Here is a 12,987-nt window from a genome sequence, read left to right on the forward strand (position 1 = left end):
CCTACGCGTGACCCGCCTCGTCGCGCGGCAACGGGAAGGTCACGACGACCCGCGTGCCGCCTCCCTCCCGCGGCGAAATCTTCGCCTCGCCGCCAAGCTGCATGGCCAGGCCGCTCATCAGCGTCAGGCCGAAGCTGCCACGCGCGCTGTTGCCGACCACGGCACGGGACGTCTCCGCGCCGTTGTCCTCGATCACGAGCTCGGCCTCCCCGTCCGCCTTCTCGACGGCCTCGATGCGAATCTCGGGCACAGCGACGCCGCTGAAGTCGTGATTGAGGGCGCGGCCGACCGCCTCCGTCACGATCAAGCCGACGGGGATCGCGGTGTCCGGCCCGACTGCCATGATCGGGGCGCGGATCTGGTAGCGCGGCGTCGGCCGCTCGATTCCGGGCCGCGCGACCGAGATCTGGCGCACCAGGTCGCTGATGAACTGCTGGAAGTCGACCAGCGACCAGCTCGACCGCTCGTACAGATGGCGATGCAGGATCGACAAGGTGAGCACGCGATTCTGCGCGTCGCCGAAGAAGCGCCGGATACGCGGCGAGCGGATCTCGCCGGCCTGCAGGTTGAGCAGGCTCGAGATCATCTGCAGGTTGTTCTTCACTCGGTGATGGATCTCGCGCAGCATGTGGTCGCGCTGCTCGAGTCCTGCCTTCAGCTCCTGCTCCCGGCTGGCGATCGCGGCCGCCATCTCGCTGACCCTGGCGCCGACCGAGGCCATCTCCGGCGTCCAGGGCTGCAATGGCGAGAGTGTTACGCTTTCGCCCCGCGCGACCCGGCCGGCGAAGTCCTGGATGTAACGCAGAGGCCGCACGCACCAGCGGTCCGCGCCCAGCCAGATTGCCGTCATGACGACGAGCATGGCCAGGAGGATGAGCGCGAATTCGCCCCAGTCGAGCAGCAGCGCCGTGAAGCTGCGATCGGACGGAATGGCGGCGATGGCGTAGAGCGTTTCGCCGACCAGGGGGCGAACGTGAAAATCGTAGGTCGCACCATTCTGGCCGTATTCGGCAAAGGAGGACTGCCGCGACTCGATCATCGCAGCGATCCGCGACGCGACCGGCAACGCCGCCGTCGCCCGCGTATCGCCGCCCAGCAGACCGCCGGCACTATCGACCAGGGCGACGCCTGCCGAACCCGCCGACTGCGGAGACCCTACCTGCTCGGCCAGGCTGCGCATCGACAGGCCGAGCGCGCACATGCCGCCAAACTGGCCGTCGCGAACGACCGGCACAGCGATCGGGATCACCGTCTGCTGTGTCAGTCGGCTCGCGACGTTGGCGCCCACGACAGGCGTGCGCGACTGCTGGACGAGGCGGAAGACCTCGCGATCCGAGAAATTCATGCCGCGCGCCCTGGGCATGCTGCCGCAGCGGGCGATGCCGCGATCGTCGACCGCGATCGCGGCCGAATAGTCGGACGGGAATTTATGCAACAGCTGAGACAGGTAGGTTTCGCAGCGCTGGACATCCTCCGGCGTGGCGGCCGGCGCGAGCGCGCGTTGCACGGCTTCATCCGCGCAGGCGGCGATCAGGAGCCGGCGCGACCCTTCCATCAACTCACGGTACCGGCTCTCGGCGAGGCCGGAGACGGCGGAGACGGCCTCCGCATGGCGCATTTGCGCCTGGCGCGCGTCGTCAAACGCGCGCCATCCGGAGATGGCTGCCACCGGTAGAAGTGCCAGCGCCGTGACCGCGACCAGCTTGGTGCGCAGCGACCAGCGCGTCATGGTGATGAAGACGCCGTCGCCGCTAGATCGAGACCGTATCCAGCGCCTGGGCGATCGCCGCACGCAGCAGGTCCGGATCGAACGGCTTGGAGATGACGAAGGCGGGCTCGAGCTGGGTGCCGGTCAGCAACCGTTCGGGATAGCCGGTGACGAAGATCACCGGCACGGCCATCGCCTGCATGATCGCCTTGACCGCCGAAATGCCGCTATCGGAACCGCGCAGCTGGATGTCGGCCAGCACGAGGTGGGGAGAATGCTTCTTGGCCAGGTCGACCGCGGCCTTCTCGGTCGCGGCGATGCCGACGACCTCATGTCCCGCGTTGCGCACGATATCGGCGACGTCGAGCGCAATCACCGCCTCGTCCTCGATCACCAGTACACGCACCGACGCCACACGCTGCAGCTCGCGCCGCGCCTCGAGCAGGCTGCGCTCGGCCTTCTCGACATCGATTCCCAGGATCTGCGCCGCGTCCGACACCGTAAAGCCTTCGAGCACGGTCAGCAGAAGGACCTGACGCTGCAGCGGCGCCATCTCGGTCAGGGATTCCTTGAGGCGCCCGCTCACGCCCGCGCTCTCCGGCTGCTGATCGAGGCTGCCAAAGGGTTGCTGAAGTCGATGAAACAGCGTGAAGATACCCAGCTTGGTGTCTTCCACATCCTCGATGAGGTCGGGCTGGGTCACGGCGACTTCGGCGCACAGCCGGACCCACTCGTCGCCACGCTGCTGCGATCCGGTGACCGCACGCGCATAGCGACGCAGGAACGGCAGCGTCTTGGTGATTGCCTCGGAAAGCTTCTTGGTTGCCGGCCCGTTTGACACAGCTGCCCCCTCTCTACTCGCTCGCCGCCCAATGCGGCTGACCCTACATCACGCCAATCTGTGAATCGAACTCCCGGCCCGCACGGGGCCGGGAGCCGAAGGATTCACAGACTCTCTTTGTACGTCTCGCCTTGCGCTCGCTTAGTAGCGCCGCTCCGGCGTCGTCGCCGCGCCAATGACTGCGCCCGCCGCGCCGCCAACGAGTGCGCCGCCAATCGGCGCTCCCACGGTGGAACCGACAACCGCACCAGTACCCGCGCCGATCGCGCCACCGGTTAGCGCTCTGTCCGTCGGATTGTTTCCACAGGCCGCCGTCAGAACGCCCAGACCGACCAGCGCCGCCACAGGCGCGAAATTCTTGAACGACATTGCTCGTCTCCTGTTTGCCAAACCTAGTGCAGCCAACCTAGCGCCCACATCAGCAGAAGCACGGGGATCGGAACCCCTAGAAGCCACAAGACGGCGGCGCGCCCCATATGCTTACTCCCTATCAAGCCCCCGAGCTAACGTTGAAGCCCCTATTCGGTTCCCGTGGGGAGCTTCGTCCTCAGTCAAACGGGAAGGAAGCTCCGTATCGTGAGACTAAAGACCGCCGGCCCAGGTCTTGACCTGCTTCTCGGCCTCGTCCTTGGCGATGCCGTAGCGTTCCTGGATCCGGCCGACGAGCTGTTCCTGCTTGCCGCCGATGACGGTGATGTCGTCCTCGGTGAGCTTGCCCCACTGCTCTTTCACTTTGCCGGTGAACTGCTTCCAGTTTCCTTCGACGCGATCCCAATTCATGTGCGCTCCTTTCATGCTGCGTAATGAGACCTAATAGTCGTTTCAACGCGGAGCTGTCGGGTTCAACGCGGAGCTGTCGGGCCGGTTGCCTATTCGAATTTCCTTTGCGGCCATGCAGCGAACGCCCACATACAACGTAACCTCACCGCATCACCGCTAGCGTTTCCGGAGCAGTCGTTTCGATGTTGAAGGACGATATCGTCGCGTTGCTGCCGGATCTTCGCGCCTTTGCGCGCTTCATGTGCCGCGAGCGCGAAGCAGCCGACGACCTCGTGCAGAACACCGTCCTTTCGGCACTCGACAAGCAGATCCAGTTCGAAGCGGGCACCAACCTGAAGGGCTGGCTGTTCACGATCATGCGCAACCGGTTCTATTCGGATCTGCGCGCGCAGCGGCGGCGACCGACCACGCTTGAGGATGTCGAAACAGTGCCCGTGGCAGCGGTGGACAATCCCGATGCGGCGCTCCAGCTCAAGGAGCTCTCAGCTGCTCTATGGAAACTCAGCCCGCAGTCGCGCGAGGCTCTGATCCTCGTCGGCGCGGGTGGCTTTTCGTATGAAGAGGCAGCGCAGCTATGCGACTGCTCGGTCGGCACGCTGAAGGCGCGCGTTTCGCGTGCACGAAAGCTCCTGTCCGAGCAGCTGCGCTAAAACGTCGATGCACCAATGCGTTACAAATTTAATTCGCGGAATGTAACCTTTTGAAGTTGCCGGCATTGGTTGTGCGAGACACTTGCTTACCCCGCTGCCGGAGACAAACATGGCCCTCGCCGCCGAGAAGACGACGACCAAGACCGATCGCAACGAGATCAACGATTTCCACGAGCAGCTCAAGGCAATATTGCCCCGCCTTCGCGTCTACGCGCTGTCCTTGACGCGTGATCGCGATGCGGCGGAAGATCTGGTGCACGACACCGTCATCAAAGCCCTGACCGGCCGCGAGAGCTTCCAGCCCGGAACCAATCTCTCAGCCTGGGTCTTCCGCATCCAGCGCAATGAGTTCATTTCAGGTTTGCGTCGCCTGCGTCCTACGGTGCCGGTCGATACCGCGATCGCCGAGTCCCTGTCGCATCAGCCACACCAGGAGAGCCGGCTCGTCATGCGCGAGTTCATGTCGGCCTTCGGAAAGCTGGCATCGACCCAGCGTGAGGCCCTGCTCCTCGCCGTACTGGAAGGCCAGTCCTACGAGGTGATCGCCGCCCATACCGGCGTTTCAGTCGGCACGGTCAAGAGCCGTATCTCGCGCGCACGCGACACGCTCGAGCGGCTGTTGCTCGAAGGCGATGTGAAAGGCGATACCCAGGCACGTGCGACGCGGAACGATCACCGCCCGGCCCGCGCCGACGCTGCACCGTCGGCCCTCCCCGCGCACGATCGTTGATATGTCTCGATCAATCCTCGTGGATGAGTAAAATGGACACAGGCATTCTCACGGGGAGAGACCAATGCCTCGGACAGGGTGCCGCGGGATCTTCCTCGTTCCGCGGGCAGTACGCCATGGCTGATGACAACAAGTCTCAAAAGGATCGGGCTGACCCTCCGGCCCGGGAGAAAAACATGAAGGCGCCGGCTGAACGGCCGTTCGACATGTGGCTGCATAAGCAGTTGCATGCGATGTACGACGAGATCGCGGCCGAACCTCTGCCCGACGATCTGATCAACCTGATTGAAAACGACGCCGGCAGCAAGAAGGATAAGCCTCCCGGCGAAGAGTAACTCTGTTTCTCGAGACGCTGCTCCCGAAGCAGCGTTGCCGCGATACAATGTTCGCGTGCGTCCGCGCGCGGCCCGAATTACTTCTTGGCTGAAGTCACACGAAAGAATGGCGGCAACCTTGCGGTTGCCGCCATTCCCGGTTCGCCGCCTGCCAGTCAGCCCGGCCGGCCTGCAGCGCCTTCGAGGAACCAACGGGCCATGCGGCTTGAGGTTCCCTCCCCCTCCGCTATACAGGCGGCAAATCAGGGGAACGCACATGCAGCTTTTTGATCTTTCCGGGCGGGTCGCCGTCATCACCGGCGGCAACGGCGGAATTGGCCTGGGCATGGCCAAGGGCATGGCCGCAGCCGGGGCGACGATCGTCGTCGCCGGCCGCGATGCAGCGAAGAATACAGCCGCCGTCAACGAGATCCTTTCAGGCGGCGGCAAGGCGAGCGCGATCCCCGTCGACGTCCTCCAGGAGCAATCCTGCCGCGCCCTGGTCGCCGACACGATGAAGTCGCATGGACGATTGGACATTCTGGTCAACAACGCGGGCATGAGCATCCGCAAACAGCCCGAGGACTACACGCTCGCCGAATGGCACACCGTACTCGACAGCAACCTGACCAGCGCCTTCCTGTGCAGCCAGGCCGCCTATCCCGCGATGAAGAAGGGCGGCGCCGGCAAGATCATCAACATCGGCTCGATGATGTCGATCTTCGGTGCGCCCTTTGCGACCGCCTATGCGGCGAGCAAGGGCGGCATGGTGCAGATGACCAAGTCGCTGGCGACCGCCTGGGCCAAGGACGGCATCCAGGTCAACGCCATCCTGCCGGGCTGGATCGATACCGCCCTGACCCGGCGCGCGCGCGAGCAGGTCGATGGTCTGCACGAATCTGTACTGAAGCGCACGCCGGCCGCGCGCTGGGGTGTGCCCGACGACTTTGCGGGCATCGCGGTTTTCCTGGCGGCGCCTGCCTCTGATTTCGTCACCGGCGCGGCGATCGCGGTGGACGGCGGGTACTCCTCGCTCGCCTGATCGGGGCGGCCGCGAAGGCTCAGCCCGATCCGGCCGACAGGGCGACCCAAAGGCCGCCCGCGGCGATCGCCGGCCCAAGGGGCAGGTCGCCGTGCAGACGCGCCTTCAATGGGACCGTGCCGGTGGCCGCCGACCGGCCGGACGGCACACCGGCCACGACTGCGATGCCGAGACCTCCGCCCACCAGGACGGTGATCGCCAGGAAATCGAGAAGCCGGCCCGAGCCGGCGAACAGGCTGACCGCCGCCAGCAACTTGACGTCGCCTCCGCCCAGCGCCCCCACCGCGAAGGCCGCCGCACCAGCCGCAAAGACAAGCGCTCCGCCCGCCACAGCCAAGCCGATCGCGGAGGCCGGGAGCCGGCCTGACACCAGCCCGGCGGCCGCCGAGACCGCGAACAGGCCGACGATGGCAAGCGGGAAACCGTTGTCGATCTGCAGGGTGCGCACATCCTGCACCGCTGCCGCCACCAGCAGCACGGTCAGGAGCGCAAGGCAGGCGACTTGGAGAACCGCGACTGGCGACATCCGAACATCAAACGAAGACTATTGATAATAGCTATAGTGAAACATCAGAATACGACTCTAATATCTTAATATCAAAAACAAATTCTCACTCATTTCCCCAAAGCAACGGGCGGCCCATTGCTGGGCCGCCCGGATTTTGATGACGTGAAGATTGTTCAGGTCAGCGCGCCTGCCGCGTTGGCCAGTACGTTATTGACCTTGGAGCCGACGCTGCGCATTGAGGCGATGGCGGCCACCGCGATCAACGATGCGACGAGAGTATATTCAATGGCGCTGGCGCCACGTACGTCCTTGGCCAAGCGACGGAAGATCGACAGCATGGGGTATCTCCATTAGTACGTTCAGTCGGCTACATCCGACTTTCCTTGTTTTTCCGGGACTTAAGGAGCGTACTTAATGTCGAAACTAAGGTCAATGGCCGTTCGGTACAGTTCGCAAAGGCACGACCTCACTTGTTGGCGCCTGGTGATCGCGCGCCGCCTGCCGGCGGTAGGTCAGCCAGCTGTAGGGCACCAGGGCTAGATAGATCAGCCCCAGCAGCGACACTCCGATCCAGGGCGAACTCGCGATCACCCCCATAATCAGCGCCGCCACCAGCAGCGACGGAAGCACCAGATGGCGCGGGATGCGGCCCTTCTTGAAGGAGAAGGTCGGGATACGGCTCACCATGAGACCGCCGGCCAGCACCAGCACCGCCCCGACCACGACGGGATGACGCGGCCAAGCAGCCTCGGCCTCGAAGCTGAGGACCAGGGGAATCAGCGCCAGGAGGGCTCCGGCCGGCGCCGGAACGCCGGTAAAATAGGAACTCGTCCAAGGGGGTGGCGGCGTGTCGGACAAAAGCGCTGTATTGAAGCGGGCTAGGCGCAGCGCCGAGCAGATCGGGAACATCAGCGTGACCACCCAGCCCAGCGCACCACCGTCCTTCAGGGACGCAAGGTAGAGGACGAGGGCCGGCGTGACGCCGAAGCAGAGGAAATCCGACAGCGAATCCAACTCGGCGCCGAATTGGCTGGTGACTCCGAGCCGACGGGCAACGCGGCCGTCGAGCGCATCGAAGATCGCGGCGACGATGATGGCGATGACCGCGAGGCGGAATTGTCCCTGAAGAGCGAAACGGATCGCGGTCAGGCCTGAACAGAGCGCCGCCAGGGTGATCACGTTCGGGATCAACCGGTTGATCGAAAAGCCTCGCAACCCGCGCCGCTTGCGGAAGTCATCATCCATGACAGATGTCCTCTTCCCGAGAATGCTTTAGAACTCGACCGCCCCGCGCGCGGTTGCGTCCCGGGCATTGAGTTCGGCGATGACCGTCTCGCCACCGATCATCCGCTGGCCCGGCGCCACCAACAGACGCGCGCCGGCCGGCAGATAGAGATCGGTGCGGCTACCGAAACGGATATGACCGAAGCGCTCACCCGCCACCACTGTCTGGCCCGGCTTGACGTAGCAGACGATGCGGCGCGCTACCCAGCCGGCGATCTGCACGAAGCCGATCGTCACCCCGTCATTGCGGCGCAGCGCGATCGCCATGCGTTCGTTCTCGTCGCTCGCCTTGTCGGCGGCGGCGTTCAGGAACTTGCCGGGCCGATAGGCCACGATGTCGACGGTCCCGGCGCAGGGCGTCCGGTTGATATGGACGTCGAACACGCTGAGGAAAATCGACACCCGGGTCAACGGCTGCTCGCCCAGCCCGAGCTCGGACGGAGGGGTTGCCTGGATCACCATCTGGACCAGCCCGTCGGCCGGCGCGATCAGCAGGCCGTCGTCCTGCGGCACGCCGCGCGAGGGATCGCGGAAGAAGTAGATCGACCACAGGGTCAGGAGGAAAAGCGGCCAGAACAGCCACGCCGCGCCGGTCAGGGCGGCAAGGAACGTCACGCCGGCAAAGATCGCGATAAAGCGCCAGCCATCCTGCAGGATGGGGACCAAGAAATTCGCCAGCATCAGTTGACCTTGGGCAGGCTGAATACTTGGCCCGGATAGATCAGGTGCGGATTGCGGATCTGGTCCTTGTTGGCTTCGAAGATCATGGTGTGACGCCAGCCCTCGCCGTAATGGGCGCGCGCGATGTTCCAGAGATTGTCGCCGCGCACCACGTACAGCCGGCGGGTGTTATCGCCGGCGACTGCGGCAACGTCGAGACGCGCGAACGGCAACTCGAGGCGGGCGGTCGGCTTGCCGTCCGGGGCGAGTCGATCGAGTCTGAGTGTATGCTGTCCCGGCCCGATCGGCTGAGCGGGCGCCATCTTCCAGCGGCCATCGGGGCCGGCCGTGCCCTCGGCCACCACCTTGTCGTCGAGATAGGCTCGCACGGTGGCGCCGGGCGTAGCCTGGCCGGTGATCGTGGTCTGACCGTGCTGGTCGTAGCCCATCGTCGAGACCTGCAAATCGGACGATCTCGGCACGCCCGCCCGCGAGGGCGACTGCATCAGGGTCGCCGCGCCGGACGGCGGCACGAGCAGGACCATCGTGTCCTCCCTCCTGGTGTCGGGCGCGGCGGGCGCTCCCGATGTCGTGGCATCCTTTGGGCGCCCTGCGGGGACCGGCGCGGGCACGACGGCAACGACGACCTGCTCGGAGGTGACCGGGGCGCGCCCTTCGATGTGGTGGACGGCCCGTAGCTCATGCTGGCCGGACGCCAGCGGCGGATCCTGCAGCAGGATCACCCATTCGCCGCGCGCATCGGCCTCGCCGCGCGCGATTTCCTTGCCACCGTCGAGCAGGACGACCCTGGCGTTGGGCGCCGCGCGGCCCGCAATCACGGCCCGGCCATCCGCCCCGATGCGCGCGACATCGAAGCTCGGCGCCATCACCGCCGCTGCCGGCGCGGGCGAAGTCCGAGCCGGTGTCGCCGCCGGAGCGGCGGCGGCAGAAGCGGCGGGTGCGGCCGGAATGGCAGGAGCCGCGGTGAGTGCCGGAGCCGAAGCAGCCGCCTGCTTCCTTGCCGGCTCTGCCGATTGGGCCGGATGGGGTGTTGCCGACACGGTCGCCGGGGTCGCGCCTGCTGCAGGAATAGCGGCAATCGCCGCCTGGTCGTCTTTCTTGACGCGCCAGGCCACGCCGACGGCTCCGGCGATCACCGCCGCGCCGACTGCCACCAACACCAGAACCGTACGTGACATGAATCTCCCGCTGGTGCGACGACCCACCACTCTTGGCGTCGCGCTCCGTCTCCGCGAAATGATACCATGACCTTCCGCTGCGGAAAGGTGTCGATCGACCTTTAACAGCCTTTAAATCAGCGTGTGCCCGTGCCCGAAGCCGTTTCCGCCCCCCTTCCCTCCTCGGTCTGCGTCTTCTGCGGCGCCCGGTTCGGTATCGCCCCCGGTAGCCGGGAACTGGCCGCGGGCTTGGGTGAATTGCTGGCCCGCGAGAAAATGACCCTAGTCTACGGCGGCGGCGGCGTCGGCCTGATGGGCGTGCTCGCCAATGCAACCCTGAAGGCCGGCGGCAAAGCCGTCGGCGTGATTCCGCGGTTCCTGCTCGAGCGCGAGGCCGGCCATCCCGCGCTGACCGAAACGGTCATCGTGGAGAACATGCACCAGCGCAAGCTCCAGATGTTCGATCGGTGCGACGCGATCGTGGTGCTGCCCGGCGGCCTCGGCACGCTCGAGGAGTTCTTCGAGGTCCTGTCGTGGCGCACGCTCGGCCTGCATGCCAAGCCGATCGTGATCGTCGATCTCGGCGGCTATTGGCAGCCGTTGGCAGCCCTGTTGCGGTCCTGCGTGGAAGGTGGCTTCGCAGAACGCACGCACCTCGACGTCGTGGCCTTCATCGATAACCTCGACCAGCTCCTGCCCACGCTGGCGGCGATGCCGCACGCCACCATGGCGGAAAAGGAGCTGGATCGGCTCTGAGCCGCTGTCACGGGCGCGCGGCCGGCAGGCCGGCGAGCGCGATCGCGTGCTCACAGCAACGTCGTGATATATGCAAAGCCCCGCCTGTGCCGCGGCAGGACCATGCCGGTCCTCGAAAGTCCTGTTGCCACCGACAACGGTTCGAGGCTCGATGCTTGGAAAAGGATGGCGCGAGCGCCCTGGTCGCGTCGCCGTGCCGGAGATTGCCTTTCCCTCGCGGCGGTGCAACAAGACGGGCCATAATCAGCAACAGATCAACTCGGCCGAAGCCAAAGCGGCGCACGGAGGTGCAGGTATGTCAGATCTCGAAATCGTCTGGACGAAGGTCGATGAAGCGCCCGGGCTTGCGACGTTTTCCCTGCTGCCGATCGTCGAGGCCTTCGTCGGGACGGCCGGCGTGAAGATGAAGCTGAAGGACATTTCGCTGCCCGGCCGCATCATCGCCAACTTCCCTGACAAGCTGAAGCCCGAGCAGAAGATCAACGACGAGCTCGCCGAGCTCGGCAAGCTCACGCTGCGCCCCGAGGCCAACATCATCAAGCTGCCCAACATCTCCGCGTCGATCCCGCAGCTGAAGGCCGCGATCAAGGAGCTGCAGGGCAAGGGTTACGACGTGCCGAACTATCCGGACAGCGACGCGACGCCGGCCGACAAGGAAATCCGCGCCCGCTACGGCAAGGTGCTGGGCAGTGCCGTCAATCCGGTGCTTCGCGAGGGCAATTCCGACCGTCGCGCCGCCGGCGCCGTGAAGCAATACGCGCGCAGCCATCCGCACAAGATGGGCGCCTGGAGCAAGGACTCGAAAACGCGCGTGGCGACCATGTCGGGCAGCGATTTTTACGGCTCGGAGGTCGCGACGACCGTTGCGGCGCCGACCAACGTCCGTATCGAGTTGGCCGGCAGCGATGGCGCGGTCACGGTGCTCAAGGCGAAGACGCCGCTCAAGGCGGGCGAGATCATCGATGCGTCGGTAATGAGCGCCAAGGCATTGCGCGCCTTCTTTGCCGCGCAGATCGACGCCGCGAAGAAGGACGGGGTCCTGTTCTCGCTCCACGTCAAGACGACCATGATGAAGATCTCCGATCCCATCCTGTTCGGTCATTGCGTGTCCGTGTTCTTCGCCGATGTGTTCGAGAAGCACGGCGCCACGCTCAAGCGCCTGGGCGTCGATCCAGACAACGGTGTGGGCGACATGCTGACCCGGATCGAGACGCTACCCGAGGCCGAGAAGGCGGCGATCAAGGCCGATATCCAGGCCACCTACGCGAAGCGGCCCGGCTTGGCCATGGTCAATTCCGACAAGGGAATCACCAACCTGCACGTGCCGAGCGACGTGATCATCGACGCGTCGATGCCGGCAATGATCCGCGAGTCGGGGAAGATGTGGGGGCCCGACGGCAAGCTGCACGACGTGATCGCGGCGATCCCCGATCGTTGCTACTCGACCTTGTTCCAGGCCGTCATCGACGACTGCAAGGCGCATGGCGCCTTCGACCCGAAGACGATGGGCTCGGTTCCGAACGTCGGGTTGATGGCGCAGCAAGCCGAGGAGTATGGCTCGCACGACAAGACGTTCGAGATCGCCACGGCTGGAACGGTGCGCGTGGTCGCCGATGACGGCACTGTTCTGCTGTCACAACCGGTCGAGGCCGGTGACGTTTTCCGGATGTGCCAGGTCAAGGACGAGCCGATCCAGGACTGGGTCAAACTCGGGGTGCGCCGCGCGCGCCTGACCGGCGCCCCGGCGGTGTTCTGGCTCGACGCCAAACGCGCGCACGACGCGCAGTTGATCGCCAAGGTCGAGAAATATCTGAAGAACGAGGACACCTCGGGTCTGGACATCCGCATCCTGGCGCCGGTCGAGGCCATCAAATTCTCGCTCGATCGCATTCGCCAGGGGCTCGACACCATCTCCGTCACGGGCAATGTGCTGCGCGACTACCTGACCGATCTTTTCCCGATCATGGAGCTGGGCACGTCGGCCAAGATGCTCTCGATCGTTCCGTTGCTGGCAGGCGGCGGGTTGTTTGAGACCGGGGCCGGCGGTTCGGCACCCAAGCATGTCGAGCAGTTCCAGCACGAAGGGTACCTGCGCTGGGATTCGCTGGGCGAATTCCTGGCGCTCGGCGCTTCGCTGGAACATCTGGCACAGACAACCGGGAATGAGGACGTGAAGGTCTTGGCCGAGACGCTCGATGAGGCCAACGGCAAGATCCTCGAGGACAACCGTTCGCCTGCACGCAAGGTCGGCGAACTGGATAATCGCGGCAGCCATTTCTACCTGGCAAAGTATTGGGCTGAAGCACTGGCGCGGCGCGACAACAGCACGCCTCTGTCGGCCCGGTTCAAGCCGCTGGCAGAAGCCTTGAAGGCCAATGAAGCCAAGATCAATGCCGAGCTGATCGCCGCGCAGGGCAAGCCGGTGGACACGGGCGGTTATTATCTGCCCGATCCGGCCAAGACATCGGCAGGGATGCGGCCGAGTGCGACGTTGAACACAGCGCTCGCCGCGCTTTGACGCAGCATTGGCTGGAAC

The 12,987-nt window shown here is 65.1% G+C and carries 15 protein-coding genes; 6 read left to right on the forward strand and 9 right to left on the reverse strand.

What is annotated here, in order from left to right:
- Position 1 precedes the first annotated feature (1 nt).
- From ACQY8M_RS29470 to ACQY8M_RS29485, 4 genes are all read right to left on the reverse strand, one after another.
- Positions 2–1,729 carry a sensor histidine kinase gene (locus ACQY8M_RS29470; RefSeq protein WP_428663470.1) on the reverse strand — a complete coding sequence of 576 codons (1,728 nt, stop codon included), beginning with the start codon at positions 1,727–1,729 and terminating at the stop codon, positions 2–4.
- Positions 1,730–1,751: 22 nt separating this feature from the next.
- Positions 1,752–2,549 (reverse strand): response regulator, encoded by a 798-nt coding sequence (locus tag ACQY8M_RS29475; protein WP_428663472.1) that lies wholly within the window; start codon positions 2,547–2,549, stop codon positions 1,752–1,754.
- A 141-nt stretch (positions 2,550–2,690) separates the two neighbouring features.
- Entirely contained in the window at positions 2,691–2,918 is a 228-nt protein-coding gene (locus tag ACQY8M_RS29480; RefSeq protein ID WP_428663474.1) for a bacteriocin, read from the reverse strand.
- 213 nt (positions 2,919–3,131) lie between these two features.
- Positions 3,132–3,329, reverse strand: a complete 198-nt coding sequence (locus tag ACQY8M_RS29485) for a CsbD family protein (protein ID WP_428663477.1) — start codon at positions 3,327–3,329, stop codon at positions 3,132–3,134.
- Between the two features lie 185 nt (positions 3,330–3,514).
- Here ACQY8M_RS29485 and ACQY8M_RS29490 point away from each other — a divergent pair, with 185 nt between their 5' ends.
- The 4 genes from ACQY8M_RS29490 to ACQY8M_RS29505 all read left to right on the forward strand — a co-directional run bounded on the left by ACQY8M_RS29490 (position 3,515) and on the right by ACQY8M_RS29505 (position 6,065).
- Positions 3,515–3,979 (forward strand): sigma-70 family RNA polymerase sigma factor, encoded by a 465-nt coding sequence (locus ACQY8M_RS29490; protein WP_428663480.1) that lies wholly within the window; start codon positions 3,515–3,517, stop codon positions 3,977–3,979.
- Between the two features lie 109 nt (positions 3,980–4,088).
- The gene (locus ACQY8M_RS29495) at positions 4,089–4,709 is read left to right on the forward strand and encodes a sigma-70 family RNA polymerase sigma factor (protein ID WP_428663483.1); all 621 of its coding nucleotides are present in this window, start codon (positions 4,089–4,091) and stop codon (positions 4,707–4,709) included.
- A 116-nt stretch (positions 4,710–4,825) separates the two neighbouring features.
- Positions 4,826–5,044, forward strand: a complete 219-nt coding sequence (locus ACQY8M_RS29500; RefSeq protein WP_428663486.1) for a hypothetical protein — start codon at positions 4,826–4,828, stop codon at positions 5,042–5,044.
- Between the two features lie 256 nt (positions 5,045–5,300).
- Positions 5,301–6,065 carry an SDR family NAD(P)-dependent oxidoreductase gene (locus ACQY8M_RS29505; protein ID WP_428663488.1) on the forward strand — a complete coding sequence of 255 codons (765 nt, stop codon included), beginning with the start codon at positions 5,301–5,303 and terminating at the stop codon, positions 6,063–6,065.
- 19 nt (positions 6,066–6,084) lie between these two features.
- Here ACQY8M_RS29505 and ACQY8M_RS29510 read toward each other — a convergent pair whose 3' ends face one another.
- From ACQY8M_RS29510 to ACQY8M_RS29530, 5 genes are all read right to left on the reverse strand, one after another.
- Positions 6,085–6,591 (reverse strand): prepilin peptidase, encoded by a 507-nt coding sequence (locus ACQY8M_RS29510; protein ID WP_428663491.1) that lies wholly within the window; start codon positions 6,589–6,591, stop codon positions 6,085–6,087.
- 155 nt (positions 6,592–6,746) lie between these two features.
- Positions 6,747–6,911 (reverse strand): Flp family type IVb pilin, encoded by a 165-nt coding sequence (locus tag ACQY8M_RS29515; RefSeq protein ID WP_428663494.1) that lies wholly within the window; start codon positions 6,909–6,911, stop codon positions 6,747–6,749.
- 91 nt (positions 6,912–7,002) lie between these two features.
- Entirely contained in the window at positions 7,003–7,818 is an 816-nt protein-coding gene (gene pssA, locus ACQY8M_RS29520; RefSeq protein WP_428663497.1) for a CDP-diacylglycerol--serine O-phosphatidyltransferase, read from the reverse strand.
- Between the two features lie 27 nt (positions 7,819–7,845).
- Positions 7,846–8,538: a phosphatidylserine decarboxylase gene (locus tag ACQY8M_RS29525; RefSeq protein ID WP_428663500.1), complete on the reverse strand. Its 693-nt coding sequence runs from the start codon at positions 8,536–8,538 to the stop codon at positions 7,846–7,848.
- The gene (locus tag ACQY8M_RS29530; protein ID WP_428663503.1) at positions 8,538–9,716 is read right to left on the reverse strand and encodes a LysM peptidoglycan-binding domain-containing protein; all 1,179 of its coding nucleotides are present in this window, start codon (positions 9,714–9,716) and stop codon (positions 8,538–8,540) included. The genes ACQY8M_RS29525 and ACQY8M_RS29530 overlap by 1 nt, the downstream gene beginning before the upstream one ends.
- A 129-nt stretch (positions 9,717–9,845) precedes the next feature.
- Here ACQY8M_RS29530 and ACQY8M_RS29535 point away from each other — a divergent pair, with 129 nt between their 5' ends.
- Together ACQY8M_RS29535 and ACQY8M_RS29540 are read left to right on the forward strand one after the other, a co-directional pair.
- On the forward strand, positions 9,846–10,451 hold the full coding sequence (locus tag ACQY8M_RS29535) for a TIGR00730 family Rossman fold protein (protein ID WP_428663506.1): 606 nt from the start codon (positions 9,846–9,848) through the stop codon (positions 10,449–10,451).
- A gap of 295 nt (positions 10,452–10,746) precedes the next feature.
- Positions 10,747–12,969 (forward strand): NADP-dependent isocitrate dehydrogenase, encoded by a 2,223-nt coding sequence (locus ACQY8M_RS29540; protein ID WP_428663509.1) that lies wholly within the window; start codon positions 10,747–10,749, stop codon positions 12,967–12,969.
- The last annotated feature ends 18 nt before the right edge of the window (positions 12,970–12,987 follow it).

The sequence above is a fragment of the Reyranella sp. genome (assembly GCF_965279465.1).
Lineage (GTDB): Bacteria > Pseudomonadota > Alphaproteobacteria > Reyranellales > Reyranellaceae > Reyranella.